The sequence below is a fragment of the Glycomyces salinus genome (assembly GCF_016428645.1).
Lineage (GTDB): Bacteria > Actinomycetota > Actinomycetes > Mycobacteriales > Micromonosporaceae > Glycomyces > Glycomyces salinus.
The window spans coordinates 47,695-66,445 of record NZ_JAELXW010000023.1 but is presented as its reverse complement, the minus strand read 5'-3'; the positions used below and the strand labels follow the sequence as shown (position 1 = coordinate 66,445).

At 70.0% G+C, this 18,751-nt stretch carries 17 protein-coding genes; 9 read left to right on the top strand and 8 right to left on the bottom strand.

Annotated elements, in window-relative coordinates:
* Nucleotides 1-4: 4 nt before the first annotated feature.
* The gene (locus tag JFB92_RS09280) at nucleotides 5-784 is read left to right on the top strand and encodes an IclR family transcriptional regulator (protein WP_307789076.1); all 780 of its coding nucleotides are present in this window, start codon (nucleotides 5-7) and stop codon (nucleotides 782-784) included.
* On the opposite strand, the gene JFB92_RS09275 is transcribed toward JFB92_RS09280, so the two are convergent.
* A complete protein-coding gene (locus JFB92_RS09275; RefSeq protein WP_199037336.1) occupies nucleotides 781-1,173 on the bottom strand; it encodes a phage holin family protein in 393 nt (130 codons plus the stop codon). The two genes, JFB92_RS09280 and JFB92_RS09275, sit on opposite strands and share 4 nt — an antisense overlap.
* A gap of 98 nt (nucleotides 1,174-1,271) precedes the next feature.
* On the opposite strand from JFB92_RS09275, the gene JFB92_RS09270 reads away from it, so the two are divergent.
* Genes JFB92_RS09270 through betT form a run of 3 tightly spaced genes read left to right on the top strand, consistent with a single transcriptional unit; the run spans nucleotide 1,272 to nucleotide 6,536 of the window.
* A complete protein-coding gene (locus JFB92_RS09270) occupies nucleotides 1,272-2,750 on the top strand; it encodes an aldehyde dehydrogenase family protein (protein ID WP_199037334.1) in 1,479 nt (492 codons plus the stop codon).
* The gene (gene betA / locus JFB92_RS09265; RefSeq protein ID WP_199037332.1) at nucleotides 2,750-4,402 is read left to right on the top strand and encodes a choline dehydrogenase; all 1,653 of its coding nucleotides are present in this window, start codon (nucleotides 2,750-2,752) and stop codon (nucleotides 4,400-4,402) included. Before JFB92_RS09270 ends, betA begins: the two co-directional genes overlap by 1 nt.
* 10 nt (nucleotides 4,403-4,412) lie before the next feature.
* Nucleotides 4,413-6,536: a choline BCCT transporter BetT gene (betT, locus tag JFB92_RS09260; RefSeq protein WP_199037320.1), complete on the top strand. Its 2,124-nt coding sequence runs from the start codon at nucleotides 4,413-4,415 to the stop codon at nucleotides 6,534-6,536.
* Nucleotides 6,537-6,602: 66 nt separating this feature from the next.
* Here betT and JFB92_RS09255 read toward each other — a convergent pair whose 3' ends face one another.
* The 5 genes from JFB92_RS09255 to JFB92_RS09235 form a co-directional block, all read right to left on the bottom strand.
* Nucleotides 6,603-7,841 carry a right-handed parallel beta-helix repeat-containing protein gene (locus JFB92_RS09255; protein WP_199037318.1) on the bottom strand — a complete coding sequence of 413 codons (1,239 nt, stop codon included), beginning with the start codon at nucleotides 7,839-7,841 and terminating at the stop codon, nucleotides 6,603-6,605.
* A 225-nt stretch (nucleotides 7,842-8,066) separates the two neighbouring features.
* Complete coding sequence (locus tag JFB92_RS09250) at nucleotides 8,067-9,101, bottom strand: 2-oxoacid:ferredoxin oxidoreductase subunit beta (protein ID WP_199037316.1); 1,035 nt, start codon at nucleotides 9,099-9,101, stop codon at nucleotides 8,067-8,069.
* Nucleotides 9,094-10,950 carry a 2-oxoacid:acceptor oxidoreductase subunit alpha gene (locus JFB92_RS09245; RefSeq protein WP_307789075.1) on the bottom strand — a complete coding sequence of 619 codons (1,857 nt, stop codon included), beginning with the start codon at nucleotides 10,948-10,950 and terminating at the stop codon, nucleotides 9,094-9,096. Before JFB92_RS09245 ends, JFB92_RS09250 begins: the two co-directional genes overlap by 8 nt.
* A 209-nt stretch (nucleotides 10,951-11,159) precedes the next feature.
* Nucleotides 11,160-12,041 (bottom strand): hypothetical protein, encoded by an 882-nt coding sequence (locus JFB92_RS09240; RefSeq protein ID WP_199037315.1) that lies wholly within the window; start codon nucleotides 12,039-12,041, stop codon nucleotides 11,160-11,162.
* The gene (locus JFB92_RS09235) at nucleotides 12,038-12,646 is read right to left on the bottom strand and encodes an RNA polymerase sigma factor (RefSeq protein WP_199037308.1); all 609 of its coding nucleotides are present in this window, start codon (nucleotides 12,644-12,646) and stop codon (nucleotides 12,038-12,040) included. Before JFB92_RS09235 ends, JFB92_RS09240 begins: the two co-directional genes overlap by 4 nt.
* A 400-nt stretch (nucleotides 12,647-13,046) precedes the next feature.
* Between JFB92_RS09235 and JFB92_RS09230 the strand changes: the two genes are divergently transcribed.
* From JFB92_RS09230 to JFB92_RS09215, 4 genes are read left to right on the top strand one after another with little or no spacing between them, the layout of a single operon-like run.
* Entirely contained in the window at nucleotides 13,047-13,415 is a 369-nt protein-coding gene (locus JFB92_RS09230) for an NADH-quinone oxidoreductase subunit A (protein ID WP_199037307.1), read from the top strand.
* 38 nt (nucleotides 13,416-13,453) lie between these two features.
* Complete coding sequence (locus tag JFB92_RS09225) at nucleotides 13,454-13,945, top strand: NADH-quinone oxidoreductase subunit B (RefSeq protein WP_199037423.1); 492 nt, start codon at nucleotides 13,454-13,456, stop codon at nucleotides 13,943-13,945.
* Nucleotides 13,938-14,513 (top strand): NADH-quinone oxidoreductase subunit C, encoded by a 576-nt coding sequence (locus JFB92_RS09220; protein ID WP_199037305.1) that lies wholly within the window; start codon nucleotides 13,938-13,940, stop codon nucleotides 14,511-14,513. Before JFB92_RS09225 ends, JFB92_RS09220 begins: the two co-directional genes overlap by 8 nt.
* Nucleotides 14,513-15,475 (top strand): complex I subunit 1/NuoH family protein, encoded by a 963-nt coding sequence (locus tag JFB92_RS09215; protein WP_199037303.1) that lies wholly within the window; start codon nucleotides 14,513-14,515, stop codon nucleotides 15,473-15,475. The genes JFB92_RS09220 and JFB92_RS09215 overlap by 1 nt, the downstream gene beginning before the upstream one ends.
* 7 nt (nucleotides 15,476-15,482) lie before the next feature.
* On the opposite strand, the gene JFB92_RS09210 is transcribed toward JFB92_RS09215, so the two are convergent.
* Both JFB92_RS09210 and JFB92_RS09205 read right to left on the bottom strand, forming a co-directional pair.
* On the bottom strand, nucleotides 15,483-15,794 hold the full coding sequence (locus tag JFB92_RS09210; protein WP_199037301.1) for an FmdB family zinc ribbon protein: 312 nt from the start codon (nucleotides 15,792-15,794) through the stop codon (nucleotides 15,483-15,485).
* A gap of 199 nt (nucleotides 15,795-15,993) precedes the next feature.
* On the bottom strand, nucleotides 15,994-16,599 hold the full coding sequence (locus JFB92_RS09205) for a 5-formyltetrahydrofolate cyclo-ligase (protein ID WP_199037299.1): 606 nt from the start codon (nucleotides 16,597-16,599) through the stop codon (nucleotides 15,994-15,996).
* A 159-nt stretch (nucleotides 16,600-16,758) separates the two neighbouring features.
* Here JFB92_RS09205 and JFB92_RS09200 point away from each other — a divergent pair, with 159 nt between their 5' ends.
* Nucleotides 16,759-18,738, top strand: a complete 1,980-nt coding sequence (locus JFB92_RS09200) for a diguanylate cyclase (RefSeq protein WP_199037297.1) — start codon at nucleotides 16,759-16,761, stop codon at nucleotides 18,736-18,738.
* Nucleotides 18,739-18,751 lie beyond the last annotated feature (13 nt).

The following is an 18,751-nucleotide window of genomic DNA, read 5'->3' as shown; positions in this document are numbered from 1 at the left end:
CGGCATGGTGGAGCAGCGGCGATCCAGTGACGGGCCCAGCAAGATGATCCAGAGTGTGCAGCGGGCATTGCGCATTATGGAATTGGTCGGGAAGCACCGCGAGGGCGTGAGCGCCCCGCGGATCGCCTTCGAGTGCCGGCTGAACCGGGCCACGGTCTACAACCTGCTGCGGACACTCGTCCACGAGGGATACCTGTGCCGCGGCGACGACGGGCGCTACACGCTGGGCCTGGAGCTGTCGGACCGCTATTCGGAGCTGACGCAGGCGATGGCCGGCCCGCGCACGGCCGGGGAGTTCATGCGCCGCATGTCCACCGAGACCGGCTACAGCACGTTCGTGGCCAGGTTCGTCGAGGGCCGCCCGGCGGTCACGGCCGTGACCGAGGGGAACCGCTCGCCGCACGTGGAGGACCTCATCGTCGGCTTCGACGACGGCGCCCACGCCACGGCGCTGGGCAAGGCCCTGCTGGGGACCTTGGAGCCGCGCGAGCGCGAGCAGTTCCTCAAGGACGCCGGGATGCGCCCGTTCACCGGCAGGACCCTGACCGAGCCCGAAGCGCTCGAGCACGACCTGCTGGTGGCGGGGGAGTCGGGCGTGTACGCCGAGTTCGGGCAGTTCCAGGACGGCGTCGGCTGCGCCGCGGTGGTGGTGTGCGACAGCGAGAACCCGGCCGCGCGGGTGGTGCTGGCCGCGGCGATGCCGCTGGACGACGCGAGCCGGTTCTGGCCCGAGTTCACCCAGCGGCTCCGCCGCGCCGCGGTGGAGTTGCAGCCGCTGCTCTAGCCGTTGGGGGCGACCCGGTCGGGCAGGACCAGGTTGATCACCCAGCTGGCGACGGTGACCACCAGCGAGCCCAGGACCGCCCACCCGAAGTGGTCGACGCCGAACACCAGGTCGAACTGCTCGGCTATCCAGGCGACCAGCATGAACAGGCCCGCGTTGACCACTAGGGAGAACAGGCCGAGGGTGAGGATGTAGAACCCGCACCCGAGAGTCTTGATGATGGGCTTGAGGACGGCGTTGACCACGCCGAATATCACTGCGATGACGCCCAGGGTGAGCAGTCGGTCGGTCAGCGAGTCCTGCGCGGTTCCGATTTGGATTCCGGACAGCAGCCACGAGGCGAGCCAGAAGGCCGCGCCGGTGACCGCGATCTTGACGATGATCTTCACCTCACCATCCTGACAAACGCGCGCCGCCCTCATAGCGTTCGGGTATCGTTCCGGGCATTTCGCCCAAAAGCGCGGCTCGAACGGAGACACTGGGATCCATGGCAGACCTGTTCATCAACGGCAGCTGGGTCGAGGCCGCCGACGGCGCCACCAGAGTGGTCCTCGACCCGGCCGACGGCTCGGTCCTGGCGACGGTCGACGAGGCCGGGAAATCCGATGTGGACGAGGCCGTGCGGGCCGCGCGAGCGGCCTTCGACTCCGGGCCCTGGCGGGCCTCCACCGCCGCCGAGCGCTCCAGGCTCCTGCGCGCGGTCGCCGGCCTGCTGCGCGAGAACCGCGCCGACCTGGCCCGCACCGAATCGCTCGACACCGGCAAGACCGTCCCCGAAGCCGAGACCGACGTCGACGACATCACCGCCGTCTTCGACTACTACGCCGACCTGGCCGGTAAGGACTCCGGCCGCGTGGTCGACACCGGCGTGCCGGGCTCGATCAGCCGCATCGTCTACGAGCCGATCGGCGTGTGCGCCCTCATCGCCCCCTGGAACTACCCGCTGCTCCAGATGTCCTGGAAGCTCGCCCCGGCCCTGGCCGCCGGCAACACCTGCGTCATCAAGCCCTCCGAGGTCACGCCCCTGGCGACGGTCGAACTGGTCCGCCTCGCCGAGCGCGCCGGCCTGCCCGACGGGGTCCTCAACCTCGTCCTCGGCGACGGCGCCGGCACCGGGGCCCCGCTGGTCGAGCACCCCGGGGTCGACATGGTCTCCTTCACCGGCGGCGTCGAGACCGGCAAGCGCATCATGGCCGCGGCCGCCGCCGACGTCAAGAACATCGCGCTCGAACTGGGCGGCAAGAACCCCAACGTGGTCTTCGCCGACGCCGACTTCGAGACCGCCGTCGACTACGCCCTCAACGCCGCGTTCTTCCACTCCGGTCAGGTCTGCTCGGCCGGGGCCCGCCTCATCGTCGAGGAGCCGGTCCGGGACCGGTTCGTCGACGCCCTGGTCGAACGCGCCTCGGCCATCCGGCTCGGCCGCGGCCAGGATGAGGGCGTGGAGGTCGGACCGCTGGTGTCGCAGGCCCACCGCGCGAAGGTCGAGCGCTACATAGCGAAGGCCCGAGAAGAGGGGGCCGTGCTGCGCTGCGGCGGCGCTCGCCCCGACGACCCGGCCCTGGCCGACGGCTTCTTCCTGGAGCCGACGATCTTCGACCGCTGCGACCGCACCATGAGCATCGTCCGCGAAGAGGTGTTCGGCCCGGTCCTGTCGGTCGAGACCTTCACCGGCGAGGACGAGGCCGTCGAGCTGGCCAACGACACCGAGTACGGCCTGGCCGGGGCCGTGTGGACCTCCGACGCCGGTCGCGCCCAGCGCGTGGCCGCGCGCCTGCGGCACGGCACGATCTGGATCAACGACTACCACCCCTATGTGCCCCAGGCCGAATGGGGCGGTTTCGGCAAGTCCGGGATCGGCCGCGAGCTCGGGCCCGCCGGGCTCGAGGAGTACCGCGAGTCCAAGCACATCTGGCAGAACACCGACCCGGCGCCGATGCGCTGGTTCGACGGGGGGAAGCAGTAATGCCGGTCAAGAAGTACGACTACATCATCGTCGGCGGCGGCTCGGCCGGGTGCGTCCTGGCCAACCGGCTCTCGGCCGACCCCACCGCCACCGTCCTGGTCCTCGAGGCCGGACGCACCGACTGGATCTGGGACCTGTTCATCCACATGCCCGCCGCGCTGACCCAGATCATCGGCAACCCCCTCTACGACTGGCGCTACGAGTCCGAACCCGAGCCGCACATGGGCGGCCGCCGCGTCTACCACGGCCGCGGCAAGGTCCTGGGCGGGTCCTCGTCGATCAACGGCATGATCTTCCAGCGCGGCAACCCCATGGACCTCGAGCGCTGGGCCGCCGACCCGGGCATGGAGACCTGGGACTACGCCCACTGCCTGCCCTACTTCAAACGCATGGAGAACCTCACCGTCGGCGCCGACGAATGGCGCGGCGACTCCGGCCCGCTGTGGCTCGAGCGCGGCCCGGCCGCCAATCCGCTGTTCAAGGCGTTCCTGAACGCCGCCCAAGAGGCCGGATACCCGCTCACGCACGACGTCAACGGCTACCGGCAGGAGGGCTTCGGCCACTTCGACCGCAACATCAAGAACGGCCGCCGCTTCTCCTCGGCCCGCGCCTACTACCACCCGGTCAAGCGCCGCCCGAACCTGACGCTCAAGACCCTCGCCCTGACCACCAGGGTCCTGCTCAAGGGCAGGCGGGCCGTCGGCGTCCAGTACCGGCGGGCCGGGGTCACCCACACCGTCCTCGGCGGCGAGGTCATCCTGGCCGGCGGAGCCGTGGGCACCCCGCAGCTGATGCAGCTGTCGGGCATCGGCGACCCCGAGCACCTGCGCTCGGTCGGGGTGCGGCCCCGCCACGAGCTGCCCGGCGTCGGGCGGAACCTCCAGGACCACCTCGAGGTCTACATCCAGCACGCCTGCACCCAGCCGGTCAGTTACAACCCCATCTACAACCCGGTGCACTACCCGCGCATCGGCCTCCAGTGGATCCTCGCCCAGCGGGGCCCGGCCTCGACCAACCACTTCGAGGCCGGCGGGTTCGTGCGCGGCAACGACACCGTCGACTACCCGAACCTGATGTTCCACTTCCTGCCGATCGCCGTCCGCTACGACGGCACCAAGGTCGACGCGAAGCACGGCTACCAGATCCACATCGGGCCCATGTACTCCGACGTGCGCGGGGACGTGAAGATCAAATCGGCCGACCCGAAGGCCAAACCGGCGCTCAGGTTCAACTACCTGTCGACCCCGAACGACCGCAAGGAATGGGTCGAGGCCGTCCGCGTCGGCCGCGACATCCTGTCCCAGCCGGCGTTCAAGGCCTTCGACGGCGGCGAGCTCAGCCCCGGGCCCGAGGTCGAGAGCGAGGCCGAGATCCTCGACTGGGTCGCATCGGACGCCGAGACCGCCTACCACCCCTCCTGCACCGCCAAGATGGGTACCGGCGACGACGCCGTCGTCGACCCGCTGAGCATGACCGTCCACGGCCTCGAACGCCTCCGCGTCGTCGACGCCTCGGCCATGCCGTACCTGACCAACGGCAACATCTACGCGCCGGTGATGATGCTCGCCGAGAAATCGGCCGACCTCATCCTCGGCAACACGCCGCTGCCGCCCGCGGACGTCTCCTACTACCGACACGCCCACCGAGAGTGAGGAGCCCCCTGTGTCCGACGAACCGACGAACGGAACCCAGCCCAGCACCGCAGCGCCCACCGACATCGAGGCCGCCTCCGGCGGCCGCAACCGCATCAACCCGGTCGTCTTCTTCGGATCGGCGGCCCTGATCGTCGCCGTCAGCGTCTGGGCGATGATCGCGCCCGTCCAGGCCGGCGAGGTCCTGTGGAGGGCCGTCGCCTGGGTTTCGGAGTACTTCGGCTGGTACTACTTCCTGACCGCCACCCTCGTGGTGGTGTTCGTGATCGCGCTGGCCCTGTCCCGCTACGGGAAGGTCAAACTCGGACCCGACCACGCCAAGCCCGACTTCTCGGTGTTCGCGTGGGCGGCCATGCTGTTCGCGGCCGGAATCGGCATCGACCTGATGTTCTTCTCGGTCGCCGAGCCGGTCACACAGTTCCTGGAACCGCCGGTCGGGGAGGGCGGTACGGTCGAGGCGGCCCGCCAGGCGATCGTGTGGACCCTGTTCCACTACGGCATCACCGGCTGGGCCATGTACACGCTCATGGGTCTGGCGCTGGCGTTCTTCGCCTTCCGCTACCGGCTGCCGCTGACGATCCGCTCGGCCCTGTACCCGATCTTCGGCAAGCGGATCCACGGGCCGGTCGGCGACGCGGTCGACATCGCCGCGGTGCTCGGCACCGTCTTCGGCGTGGCCGTCAGCCTCGGCATCGGCGTCGCCCAGCTCAACTTCGGGCTGAACTTCCTGTTCGGCGTCCCCCAGAACACCCTCTGGCAGGTCGCGCTCATCGGCGTGGCGGTGTTCATGGCGACCGCCTCGGCCGTGGCCGGCATCGACAAGGGCATCCGGCGCCTGTCCGAGCTCAACGTGGTCCTGGCGATCTTCATGGTCGTCTACGTCATCGTCGTCGAGGGCTTCGCGCAGACGATGAACAAGCTCGTGCTCAACGTCGGCGACTACGTCTCCCGGTTCCCGTCGATGACCATGGACACCTTCGGCTACGACCAGCCGACCGACTGGCTCAACACGTGGACGCTGTTCTTCTGGGCCTGGTGGATCGCCTGGGCGCCGTTCGTCGGCCTGTTCCTGGCCAAGATCAGCCGCGGCCGCACCATCCGCCAGTTCGTGGCCGCCGCGATGGTGATCCCGTTCCTGTTCACCCTGCTGTTCCTGGCCGCCTTCGGCAACGCCGCGATCGACCGCGCCGACGCCGACCCCGAATGGGGCGAGGCCACCATCGCCCTGCCCGAGCAGGGCTTCTACACGCTGCTCGACCAGTATCCGGGGGTGACGTTCATCGCCGGTCTGGCCACGTTCGTGGGCCTGCTGTTCTATGTCACCTCGGCCGACTCCGGCGCGATCGTGCTGGGCAACTTCACCTCCAAGATGGACGACCCCACGCGGGACGCCGACCGGTGGATGCGCATCTTCTGGTCGGTGCTGCTGGGCATGGTCACGCTGTCGATGCTCCTGGTCGGCGGCCTCGACGCCCTCTACGGGGCGACGATCATCATGGGACTGCCGTTCTCGTTCGTGATGTACCTGGTGGCCATCGGCCTGTGGCGGGCGCTGCGGGTCGAGACCTACCGGGCGCAGGCGCTCAAGACCGCGCTGCCGCAGGCGCTCTCGGAGCGGTCCAACATCGACCCCAAGACCGGCATGCGGTCCTGGCGCCAGCGCATCCGCCGCGCCTCCAGCTATCCGGGCCGCAGGCAGGTCGCCAGGTACGTGAGCGCGACCGCGGCGCCGGCGTTCGACAAGGTCTGCGACGAGCTGACCGAGCAGGGCTGCAACACCAACGTGGTGACCGGCACCGCCGCCGAGACCGGCATCCCCTACCTGGAACTCCAGGTCGACATGGGCACCGAGGAGCACTTCTCGTACGCGATCTGGCCCGAATCGGCCCAGGTCCCGGCCTTCGCGATGAACGTGATCTCCGAGGCCGAGGAGTACTGGCGACTGGAGGTCTACCTCAACGAGGGCAGCCAGGGATACGACGTGATGGGCTATACCGAGTCCCAGCTCATCGGCGACGTCCTCGACCATTACGAGCGACACCTGGAGTACCTGCGCCACCTCCGCGAGGCCCCCGGGGGCCCGGCCGTCCCCGACGACCTTCACTTCGGCGACACCGAGACCCGCGAGCCGTAGCAGACCGCGGCCCGCGACCCGGAAGCAGGCTCATCCGCCTCCGGGTCGCGGGCCGCGACCGGTGCCTCAGGCGCCGGGGGTGATGCGGACCTCTTCGCCGTCGACGAATCGGTTGTCCTCGTTGCCGACCTCGATCTCCGGCGGCGCGATGATCGCGCACCGGTCGATCTCCTGGCCGGTGCCGAAGACGTTGCCGGACAGGTTGAAGCCGGTCGTGGGCCGGTCCCGGTTGTGGTTCATGGTGATGTTGACCGAGCAGGAGCCGCCGTCGATCCGGTTGTCCTCGAAGGTGACGTCGGTGACCTGGTCGCGGTCCTGCGTGGATATGACCGCCGCGTTCGGGGCGTCTTCGATCCAGTTGCCCCGGAAGACCATGTTCGAGCCGCCCTGGATCTGGACGTTGTCCGAGTGCACCCCCTCGTAGTACAGGTTGTCGTGCAGCCAGGAATCCTCGACCCGCACGTCCCCGCCGACGATGTGGATCTGGTCGACCACGTCCGCGATCTCGGTGCGCAGCACCGTGAAGTTCGACCCGGTGATGCCGTTGATCCACCGGCTCGGGTCGCTCGGGCGAAGCTCGCTGTCCTCCAGCGTGAACGAGTACTCGCCGAGGTCGTTGGTGATCAGGGCGAAGTTGCCGTCGAGGGGGCGTCCGCTGATGATCGACCGTTTGATGGTCACGTCGTCGGCCTTGATCTTGACTAGGCCGCGGATGTCCATCGCGTCGATGACGGTGCCGGGCTCGGTGATCACCAGGTCGCCCTCGTGGACGGTGAGTTCCGTGCCCTCGGGCACGCCGACCCGCGGCGGTTCGCCGGGCGGACCCGGCTCCGGGGCGGTGTCGGCGTATCCGTCCACGGTGCCGCTGATGCGGACGCTCGCCCTATCGTTGTAGACGGTGATCGAGCCATCGGCCTCGGCCGGCAGGGGCAGGGTGAACGTGGTCGTCGCCTCGTCCTGGACCGGGGTGGTCAGGACGACGTTCGACTTGCACTCGTCGGTGAGCGTCGCGCCCGCGCAGACCGAGATGTTCGTGGACCTCCACGCCCAGCGCGCGTTGAGGGTGAGCGTCACTTCCGAGTCCGCGTCCGGTGCGTCGGGGAGCGCCAGCACGGTCGAGGACTCGGGACTGAGCACGAATTCGTTGATCTCGCCGACGCTCGAATCCGATGCGGGTTCGGTGTCGTCGCCGTGCGCGGTGAGCGGCACCGCGGCGAGCGCGCCGAGCACGATCGCGGACAGGGCGGCGAGGCCGAACGCGCGGGCTTTTCTACTGGATCGGGACCGATCAATATGCCGAAGCAACGTCGACTCCTGAGGTTCGGGGGTGGGTGATCGGCACAGATTAGGGCATCCGAACCGGCCCGCACGATCGGACCACGCCTATTCCAAGGGTCTGACCAGCGTATTTGAGTCGTTCCTCCAAGTGCTGACCGCGCACGAATCGGCCCGTGCCAGACCCGTGCGCGATCCGTGCGCCCCTCCCCGGTCGGAGTCGCCCGGCCCCGAACTCGGGGCCCCGGGCCGCTCTTAGAGGACCGTCCAGGTGTCTCCGGAGCCCAGGAGGCGTTCGAGGGCCTCCTTGCGGTCGACGCCGGCGGTGGCGTGTTCGACCTGGGTGCGGACCTGGGCGTCGTAGGTCGGCTTCTTGACGTTGCGGAACACGCCGATCGGCGTGTGGTCGAGTTCGGTGCCCGAGAGGCGGGTCAGCGCGAACGCGTAGGCCGGGTCGTCGACCGACTCCTTGTGGACGACCACGTCGGCCGCGTCGACCTCGGCGGCGTCCTTGACTTCCAGGCCGTAGCCGGACTGGACCACGACGCGCTCGCCGCCGTCGGCGCCGAACCGGATCGGCTCGCCGTCCTCGAGGCGGATCAGTGCCGCCTCGCGCGTGTCAGGGCTCTTGAGCACCTCGAACGCGTCGTCGTTGAAGATCGGGCAGTTCTGGTAGATCTCGACGAACGCGCTGCCCTCGTGCTCGGCGGCCGCGCGCAGCACCTGCTGCAGGTGGGCGCGGTCGGAGTCGAGGGTGCGGGCGACGAACGTCGCCTCCGAGCCCAGCGCCAGCGACAGCGGGTTGAACGGGGCGTCGACCGAGCCGACGGGGCTGGACTTGGTGAGCTTGCCCGGCTCCGAGGTAGGCGAGTACTGGCCCTTGGTGAGCCCGTAGATCCGGTTGTTGAACAGCAGGATCTTCAGGTTCACGTTGCGGCGCAGCGCGTGGATCAGGTGGTTGCCGCCGATGGAGAGCGCGTCGCCGTCGCCGGTGACGACCCACACCGACAGGTCGGGGCGGCTGGTGGCCAGGCCGGTGGCGATCGCCGGGGCGCGGCCGTGGATCGAGTGCATCCCGTAGGTGTTGAGGTAGTACGGGAAGCGCGAGGAGCAGCCGATGCCGGAGACGAACGCGATCTTCTCGCGCTCGAGTCCGAGCTCGGGCAGGAACGACTGGACCGCCGCCAGGATCGCGTAGTCGCCGCAGCCGGGGCACCATCGGACCTCTTGGTCGGACTTGAAGTCCCTGGCCTTGAGCTTGGGGGCGTCCAGCTTGACTGCGTCAGCCATTCTTAATGACCTCCTCGAGGGCGTCCTGCAGTTCGGTGGAGGTGAACGGCAGGCCGCGCACCTTGTTGTACCCGACGACGTCGGTGCCGGGGAAGGAGCCGCGCAGCAGCAGCGCCAGCTGCCCCAGGTTCATCTCGGGGACCACGACCTTGTCGTACCGGTCCAGGACCTCGCCGAGGTTGGCGGGCATCGGGTTGAGGTAGCGCAGGTGGGCGCGGGCGATGGTGATGCCCCGTTCGCGCAGGCCGCGGACGGCCGCGCCGATCGGGCCCCAGGTGGAGCCCCAGCCGAGCACGAGGATCTCCCCGTCGCCGTCCGGATCGTCGACCTCCAGGTCGGGGACCGGGATGCCGGCGATCTTGGCGGCGCGGGTGCGCACCATGTGGTCGTGGTTGGCCGGGTCGTAGGAGATGTCGCCGGTCTTGTCGGCCTTCTCGATGCCGCCGATGCGGTGCTGGAGGCCGGGCGTGCCGGGCACGGCCCAAGGCCGGGCGAGCGTGTCGGGGTCGCGCAGGAACGGCAGGAAGGCCGGTTCGCCGGCGTCGTCGGTCGCGTTCGGCTCGGTGGCGAAGTCGACCGACAGGTCCGGCAGGGACTCCATGTCGGGCAGGCGCCACGGCTCGGCGCCGTTGGCGATGTAGCCGTCGGACAGGAGCATGACCGGCGTGCGGTAGCGCAGGGCCATGCGGGCGGCCTCGAGCATCGCGTCGAAGCAGTCCGAAGGGGACTGCGGGGCGAGCACGGCGATCGGGGCCTCGCCGTGGCGGCCGAACATGGCCATCAGCAGGTCGGCCTGCTCGGTCTTGGTGGGCATGCCGGTGCTCGGGCCGGCGCGCTGGACGTCGATGACGATCAGCGGCAGTTCGAGGGAGACGCCCAGCGAGATCGTCTCGGACTTGAGCGCGACTCCCGGGCCCGAGGAGGTGGTGATGCCGAGCGCTCCGCCGTAGGAGGCGCCGAGGGCGGCGCCGGCGGCGGCGATCTCGTCCTCGGCCTGCATGGTGGTGACGCCGAACTTCTTGTGCCTGCTCAGTTCGTGGAGGATGTCGCTGGCCGGGGTGATCGGGTAGGCGCCCAGGAACACCGGCAGGTCGGAGGCGACGCCGGCGGCGATGACGCCCCAGGCCAGGGCGGTGTTGCCGGTGATGTTCCGGTAGGTGCCGGCCGGGAGCGTCGCCGGGGGGATCTCGTACTGGACGGCGAAGGACTCGGCGGTCTCGCCGTAGTTCCAGCCGGACCGGAGCGCGGCGATGTTGGCCTCGGCGATCTCGGGCTTCTTCGCGAACTTCTTGCGCAGGAAGTCCTCGGTGACCTCGGTCGACCGCGAGTACATCCAGGACAGCACGCCGAGGGCGAACATGTTCTTGGAGCGGGCCGCGTCCTTCTTGCCGATCTCGTACTCTTCGAGCGCGCCGATGGTCAGGCTGGTCAGCGGGACCTCGATGACCTGGTAGTCGTCGAGGGAGCCGTCTTCGAGGGGGTTGGCGGCGTAGCCGACCTTGGAGAGGTTGCGCTTGGTGAACTCGTCGGTGTTGACGATGATGACGCCGCTGGACTTGAGGTCGCGCAGGTTGGCCTTGAGGGCGGCCGGGTTCATCGCGACCAGGACCTCGGGCTCGTCGCCGGGGGTGAGGATGTCGGAGTCGGCGAAGTGGATCTGGAAGCTCGAGACGCCGGGGAGGGTGCCGGCGGGGGCGCGGATCTCGGCAGGGTAGTTGGGCAGGGTGGACAGGTCGTTGCCGAGCTTGGCGGTCTCCGCCGTGAATCTGTCGCCGGTGAGTTGCATCCCGTCGCCGGAGTCCCCTGCGAAGCGGATGACGACCCGGTCGAGCTGCCGGACGGTATTCACCTAGTTCTCCTCATGCGGGTTTACGAGCACGGGTGTGCTGGCGGTGTGTGTTCGGGATGCCGGAGCCTGCTCCGCCATGTGTTCTTCACTTGCGATGCTACGCGGGAGGCGCGTCCGGTTGCCAACGGTGCGTCCACTGGGCGATACGGGTGACACCCTCGTGTATCGCTGGTCACATTATGCGGGATCGCGAGGCTCTCGGGGTCCGCTCAGGACTCGGGCGACTCGTTCGTGCTGTCGGTCGAGGGAGTCTGAGTCTCGTCCGTATCGGGGGTGTCCGTTTCCTCGGACGGACTCGGGTCGGACGTCGGCTCGTCGTCGATCTCGACGAAGGCCGCGCCGTCCCACTCATAGCGCGCCGTCCAGGTCTCGGAGGCCTCGCCGAGCCCCTGGAGTGTAATCACCCCGTCGTCGACGTCCTCGATCTCGGACAGCTCCTGTGACTCGTCTGGCTGCCGCCACACCCAGCCCAGGTGCTCCAGGGCGTTGCCGTCGGGGCTGAAGACGGCCACGGCCGTCCGCTCGCCGCAGGTGAGGGCGAGCACGGCTTCCCGGGCCTCGCCGCCGGAGACGTCGGCGACGACGCTCTGCCGGACGGTCCACTCGGTGTCCTCGCCGAACTCCCAGGTCGAGAAGTCCAGGAGGTATTCGCCGCCTTCGCAGTCCTCGCCCCATTCGTCCAGGACGATGGTGGTCTCGACCTGGTCGCCGGTTTCGTCGTCGGTGCCCTCGTCGGTCTCCTCGCTGACCTCGGGGCTGAACGGGTCGCCCAGTTCGGGCTCGTCGTCGGTGGCCTCGACGGTGCCCTGGGAGGCGGCCGGCGGCTCCTCCTGGGCGGTCTGCTTGGGGATCGAACCGAGGGTCTGGGCGACGGCGAAGCCGCCGGCGGTGAGGGCGGTGCAGGCGCCGACGACCGCGGCCATGGAGACGATGCGGCGGCGGCGCAGCTTGGCCGGACCGGACATGAGCAGGTCGTCGACCGACCCGGGCGGGAAGTTCGCCGGCGCTTCGGCCCGGTAGGCGTCGAAGGCGGACCGGATCGGCTCGTCGCCGGTCTCGGCGGGGTCGTCGCCGCGGTATTCGGTGTTCATCGGCGGTCCTCCTTCACCGATGCGCGGTCCCCGGGCGCGGGGACCTTCGCGGTGCCGCGGGTCCGGCGCGGGCGCAGCCGGATCGGCATGGTGTCGGGGTCGTCGGCCTCGGTCCGGTTCTCGGCCTCGGAGTCGTCGGTGAGCAGCGCGGCCAGTTCCTTGCGGCCCCGGTGGAGCCAGGACTTGACGGTGCCCTCGCGGGCGCCGGTGGCCTGCGCGATCGAGGCGATCGACAGGTCGGCCATGTAGTGCAGCACCAGGGCCTTGCGGCGCTTGGCCGGGACCTTCTGGAGCGCGTCGACCAGGGCCACGTGGTCGGGGGAGGCGGCGGGGGCGTTCTCGGGCGGGCCAGACTTCTGGAGGAACTTGCGCACCACCTGGTTGCGGCGGTGGCGGCTGGTGGCCAGGTTCCAGGCGACGCGGCGGACCCAGGCGACCGGCTCCTCGTAGCCGCCGACCTTGTCCCAGCGCTGCCAGGCCCGTAGGAAGGCCTCCTGGACGAGGTCCTGGGATTCGGTGGCGTCGCCGAGGTAGGCGCAGATCTGCGCAGCGAGTTCTGAGAAGTGACTCTCATAGAGGTCGGTGAAGTCCGCCTCCGTTCGCACATCCGCTCCAGCACAGGTAGGGGGGATAAGGGCAGCTTCCGGCGCCGATCGGGCGAACCCGGCGGCCCCTATTGTCGCGTTGTCTCCGGGGCGGGGCGGAGGCGGGGTCGTCTCACGTGCGGCCGCCGCGTGATCGCGATGCGCGCAGGGTCGCGGGCGCGGCGCGGCGGGCAGGGGCCGGCCGCGGCGCTGCGTCGGTGCGCTGGCGACGGTCATGGGCGGTTCACTCTCAGCGTTCAGGGGCCTCGTTCCGCTCGCGCGGACTTCGGCTGCGTTCCTCTTCGAACACCTACACGCATCGGCGCGGCGCGCGGTTGCGGGCCGCGGGTATTTCTTTGCCGCTCGACGATCCGGAGGCGCGGAGCTTCCTTCCGGGACGGCCGCGCACTATGGTGTGACCATGAGCTCATCCCTACTCGGCGACTACGCCGTCTTCGGGGTGCTGTTGCTGGCCGGATTCGCGTTCGTGGCGTTCGCGATGCTCGCGAACCGGGCGCTGCGGCCCAGTGCACCTTCAGCGGCGAAGTCGATGACCTACGAGTGCGGGGTCGACCCGGTCGGCGGGGACTGGGCGCAGGTCCAGATCCGCTACTACGTCTACGCGTTCCTGTTCGTGCTGTTCGCGGTCGAGGCGCTGTTCCTGTTCCCGTGGGCGGCCGTGTTCGCCTCCTTCGGCGCCGCCGCGGCGGCCGAGATGGGCGTGTTCGTCGGCGTCCTGGCGCTGGGCCTGGCCTACGCCTGGCGGAAGGGGGTATTGAAGTGGCGGTGAAACTGCCGTTCCCGTCCAAGGGCGGGGAGGGAGCCGGGGTGCTCGGGGAGCCGATCCGGTTCATCCTCAACTGGGGGCGACGCTATTCGCTGTGGGTGTTCAACTTCGGGTTGGCCTGCTGCGCCATCGAGTTCATCGCCGCCTCGATGAGCCGCCACGACTTCATCCGGCTCGGCGTCATCCCCTTCGCGCACTCGCCGCGCCAGTCCGACCTGATGGTCGTCTCGGGCACGGTCACCGACAAGATGGCCCCGGCGATCAAGCGGCTCTACGACCAGATGCCCGAACCGAAGTACGTCATCTCCTTCGGGGCCTGCTCGAACTCGGGCGGGCCCTACTGGGACTCCTACTGCGTCACCAAGGGCGTCGACCAGATCATCCCGGTCGACGTGTACGTCCCCGGCTGCCCGCCCCGGCCCGAGGCGCTGCTGTACGGCATCACCGAGCTGCAGCGCAAGATCGGCGACGAGCCGCTGGGGCGGCGGAGCGCGGCGAGCCTGCGGGCGCCGCTGCGGAGGCGCGATGGCTGAGGACTGGCTGGAGCGGGTCGGGGCCGCGCTCGGAGCCGAGGCCGCCGCGGACGCGGCGCGGGCGGTCGCCGAGGTCCCGGCGGAGCGCTGGCACGAGAGCGTCCGGGCCTGCCGCGACCGGCTCGGGTGCGACTTCTTCGACTGGCTCTCGGCGGTCGACGAGAGCGCCATCGCCGACGGTCGGGGCATGCGGATCGTCGCCCACCTGTGGTCGATCGCCGAGCGGCGCGGGGTCCTGCTCAAGACGCACGCTTCGGGGCCGCTGCCGTCGGTCACCGATCTCTACCCGGGCGCGGCCTGGCACGAGCGCGAGACCCACGAGATGTTCGGCGTCGGCTTCACCGGGCATCCGGGCCTGGATCCGCTGCTGCTGCCGCCTGAGTTCGAGGGGCACCCGCTGCGCAAGGACTTCGTGCTGGCCTCCCGCGTGGTCAAGCCCTGGCCGGGCGAGAAGGAGCCCGGAGGCGGCCGCCCCGGACCCCGCAAGCGCGCCCCCAAGCGTCCGCCGGGCGTGCCCGAGGGCTGGATGGACAGTGCCGATTTACAGCTCGCAAGCTCGCCGAGGTGATGCCGATGGTGTTTGAGATCGTGCTCCGCCTGGCCGGGGTGATGGCCGCGTTCCTGGTGCTGCCGCTCCTGGTCGGGCAGACCGAGCACAAGCTCATGGCCCACATGCAGGGGCGCCTGGGCCCGATGCACGCCGGGCGGTTCCACGGCTGGGCGCAGCTGATCGCCGACGGCGTCAAGTTCGCGCAGAAGGAGGACGTGGTTCCGGCCGCGGCCGACAAGCCGGTGTTCAGGCTCGCCCCGGCCGTCGCGCTCGTGCCTTACCTGCTGGTGCTCTTGTTCATTCCTCTCGGGCCCGGCGACCTGGTCGGATCGAGCCTGGACATGGGCCTGTTCGTGGTGCTGGCGCTGGTCGGCGTCGGCGTGCTGGCGGTGCTCATGGCCGGCTGGGCCTCGGCCAACAAGTACACGCTCGTGGGGGCGCTGCGCGGGGCCGCGCAGCTGATGGCCTACGAGCTGCCGCTGGTCCTGGCCGCGGCCTCGGTCCCGGTGGCGGCCGGGACGCTGAACCTCCAGGGGATCGTCGAGGCCTGGAATCCGTGGTGGCTGCTGTGGCAGCTGCCGGCGGCGCTGGTGTTCTTCACCGCCGGGGTCGCCGAGATCCGCCGCCCGCCGTTCGACGCGCCGGTGGCCGACTCCGAGCTGGTCTTCGGGTACCTCACCGAGTACACGGGGCTGCGGTTCGCGCTGCTGCTGCTGGCCGAGTACGCCGGGATCGTCGTGATCGCCGCGCTCACCAGCGTCCTGTTCCTGGGAGGCTGGAAGGGCCCGGGACCGGAGTGGCTGGGCTGGCTGTGGACGCTGCTCAAGACCGGCGCGCTGTCGGTGGTGGTGATCTGGCTGCGCGTGGCCTGGCCGCGGCTGCGGGTCGACCAGATCCAGGCGCTGTGCTGGAAGGGCCTGGTGCCGGTGGCGCTGGCCCAGCTGGTGCTGACCACGGTGGTCGCGCTCGCGATCTCCTGACCGGGCGCTAGGCGGCCTTGGAGTCGGCGGCGGCCTTGGTCGAGGTGCTCGACTTCGAGTCGGACTTCGTCTCGCTCTTGGTCTCGGACTTCGCGCCGTTCTGGGAGGCGTTCGAGCCGAGCGAGCTGGAGTCGGTCGACCGCGAGTCGGTGCGGTAGAAGCCGCTGCCCTTGAAGGTCACACCGACGTTGCCGAAGACCTTTCGCAGGCTTCCGGCGGTGCCGCAGTCGGGGCAGTCGGTGAGGCGGGGCTCGGCGAACGACTGGTGCTTGTCGAACTCGTACCCGCACTCCTTGCAGCGGTATTCGTACGTAGGCACGGTATTTCCTCCAGCGAAGTCAACGCTAATTTACGGCTCGCAAGCATCGCCGTGAGTGCTAATTTACGGCTCGCAAGCATCGCCGTGAGTGCTAATTTTCGGCTCGCAAGCATCGCCGTGAGCAGGGGTCGCGTGGACCCCGATGAACATTAGCAGTCAACGCCGTGGAGTGCTAATCGCTTCCCCTGCGCGTGACGCATCACGCGAGCGTGACCAGGCCCTCGGCCGGGGTGACGATGGCCGTGACGGACCGGTCGTGGGCCTCGGCCGGGATCTCGACGCCGATCTCGCCGTCGCGCAGCAGCGCCACCACCGGCACGCCGGCCGCGACGCGGGCCAGGGCCCGGTCGTAGCAGCCGCCGCCGCGGCCGAGCCGCAGTCCGGCGCCGGTGACGCCCAGGGCCGGGACGATCACGGCCGCGGCCTGCTCGACGGCCTCCGGGCCGCAGGTCGTGGCGAGCTCCTCGGTGCCCTTGGGGCCGGTCAGGGCCATCGTGGACCGTTCGCCGTCCAAGGGCTTGGAGCCCAGGACCGTCCAGTCGAGGTCGTTGTCGGGCAAGGTGACCGGCAGCAGCACCCGGTAGGTCTCGGAGAGCCGCTCGGGCAGCTCCGGGACGAGCGTGGCGCCGGGCTCGGCGCCGAACGGCCGGTAGGCCGCGACAGTGGCGCCCTCCTTGAGATGCTCGTTCAGGAAGTCTCGCAAGGCATTCCACGTTGCCCGGTCGGCGGTCTCGCGGTCCGGGCGCGGCATCGACTGGCGGCCGGACAGGAGCCGGTCACGGACGGTACGCTTCGACGCTGTCACTGTATTCCTCACTGTCATCGCATGTGACCTCGACTGTTTCCACTGAACAGTCAGTCCATCTCATACTTTCGGGCAAGTTATCCGGGAAACCCTGCACCGTGTCGTGTCCGGTCGGTCGCTCTAGGTAGTCTTCTAGGGAGTGAACTTGAGGGGGCTTCGGTGTCGCTGCGCTCACGGCTCACCACGGCGTTCCTTGTCGTCGTGCTCGGGCCGGTACTGGTGGGAGCCGTCTTCGTGGCTGCCATCATGTCGCATCTGTCCGAATCCCGCACCCAGGCGCTGGAGCAGTCGGCGGTCACCAATGTCGACTCCACTCTCGGGACCATCTGCGAACGGGTTCAGGCCTCCGTGGCGGCGGTGGCCATGAACTACCGTAGCGGCGGCCACGACAACGCGCGCGAGATGGCCGATCTGGCCGTCCGGCGCGCCGTGGTCGACGGCGTCGTCTTCGTCGGCATGGACGCCGCCGCCGGGGCCTCCGGAGTCGGCGCGGCCGCCCCCGAGGGCTCCTGGGTCGAATGCGGCGCCGAGCACGAGGCCGACGCCCAGGGCTCGATCGTCGCCCTCGCCGCCGAGGCCACCGTCCAGAACGCCGACGGCACCGACTCCCGCTTCACCGCCTACCGCGTGGTCGACGACCGCTTCCTGACCTCCGTGGCCAGCGCCGCCGACGCCGACCTGGTCCTCCTCGACGGCCGCGCCGCCCCGCTCGCGGCCGGGAACGAGGACGCCGGGCGCTGGACCGCCACCGAGGCGTTCCTGCCGCTGCGCATCGGCATCCCCTCCACCGAGATCACCCCCATGTACTGGACGCTGGCCGCCATGGTCCTGGCCTCGGCGGTGTGCGCGATGGCCCTGGCCGCCTGGCTCTCGCGCTCGACCACCCGGCCCCTGGCCGAGGTCACCGCCGCGGCCGAGCGCGTCAGCGACGGCGACCTGGACGTCCGCGTCCCCGTCCACGGCACCGACGAACTCGCCAACCTGGCCCTCAACTTCAACCGCATGACCGCCCAGACCCAGGCGTACGTGCAGGCCCTGACCGCCTCCCGGGACCAGATGCGCGGCCAGCTGGGCTGGCTCGGCCAGACCCTGACCGCCACGCTCGACCTCGACCGCATCCTCGAGGTCATCCTCGACACCGCCATGGTCACCACCAATGCCGAGGCCGGAGTGATCATGCTCGTCGACGTCGAGGACTCCCAGCTGCTGCGGCAGCGGGCCGGCGAAGGCGAACTCGGCATGGACGGCCCGGCCTCGGTCCGGCTCGGGGAGGGCGTCATCGGCGCCATCGCCGCCGGCGGCGTGCCCGCGCGCGGCCGCATCGAGGCCGGACGGCTCGGCCGGTGGAAGCGCGCCGAGACCGAACCCGACGCGCGCACCGTCGTCGCCGTGCCCTTCAGCGGCCGCCGCGCCGTCGAGTCCGACCAGTGGTCGGCCCGGCGGATCCTCTCCGACGACCCCGCCTCCGCGTCCGCCGACACCGACGACGGAGTCCTGGGCGTGCTGGTCCTCTACGACCGGATCGCCGGGCAGGACTTCGACGACGGCGACGTCGAGACCCTCAAGACCTTCGCCGGCCAGGTCGCCGTGGCCGTGGAGAACGTGCTGCTGCACCGCCAGGCGCAGCGGCTGAGCCTGACCGACCCGCTCACCGGGCTGTGGAACTACCGGTTCCTCCAGACCTCCCTGCGCCGGGAGGCCGAGCGGGCCCGCCGCCACCGGCGGCCCTCGGCGCTGCTGGCGATCGACCTCGACCTGTTCAAGGCCGTCAACGACACCTACGGTCACCCCGTGGGCGACCAGGTCCTGACCGAGCTGGCCCGCCGCATCACCGGCCAGATCAGAGAGGTCGACCTGGCCTTCAGGCACGGCGGCGAGGAGTTCATGGTGCTGCTGCCCGAGACCGACGCCGCCGGCGCCTCGGCCGTGGCCGAGCGGCTCGGCCGGGCCGTGGCCGGCAAGCCGTTCAAGGTCAACGCCGCCGAAGGCGGCCTGGAACTGCGCATCACCGTCTCGCTCGGCATCGCCGTCCTCGGCGAGCACGCCGACACCGCCTCCGGCGTGATGGCCGCGGCCGACGAGGCCCTCTACGCCGCCAAGGCGGCCGGGCGCGACACCTGGAAGATAGCCGCGACCTAAGCCGACCACCAGG

What these genes read in the sequence shown, in the direction of transcription:
- JFB92_RS09280 (WP_307789076.1), top strand. Translation starts at nt 5, where the DNA reads ATGGTGGAGCAGCGGCGATCCAGTGACGGGCCCAGCAAGATGATCCAG.
- JFB92_RS09270 (WP_199037334.1), top strand. Translation starts at nt 1,272, where the DNA reads ATGGCAGACCTGTTCATCAACGGCAGCTGGGTCGAGGCCGCCGACGGC.
- betA (WP_199037332.1), top strand. Translation starts at nt 2,750, where the DNA reads ATGCCGGTCAAGAAGTACGACTACATCATCGTCGGCGGCGGCTCGGCC.
- JFB92_RS09250 (WP_199037316.1), bottom strand. Translation starts at nt 9,101, where the DNA reads ATGGCTGACGCAGTCAAGCTGGACGCCCCCAAGCTCAAGGCCAGGGAC.
- JFB92_RS09240 (WP_199037315.1), bottom strand. Translation starts at nt 12,041, where the DNA reads ATGAACACCGAATACCGCGGCGACGACCCCGCCGAGACCGGCGACGAG.
- JFB92_RS09230 (WP_199037307.1), top strand. Translation starts at nt 13,047, where the DNA reads ATGAGCTCATCCCTACTCGGCGACTACGCCGTCTTCGGGGTGCTGTTG.
- JFB92_RS09220 (WP_199037305.1), top strand. Translation starts at nt 13,938, where the DNA reads ATGGCTGAGGACTGGCTGGAGCGGGTCGGGGCCGCGCTCGGAGCCGAG.
- JFB92_RS09215 (WP_199037303.1), top strand. Translation starts at nt 14,513, where the DNA reads ATGCCGATGGTGTTTGAGATCGTGCTCCGCCTGGCCGGGGTGATGGCC.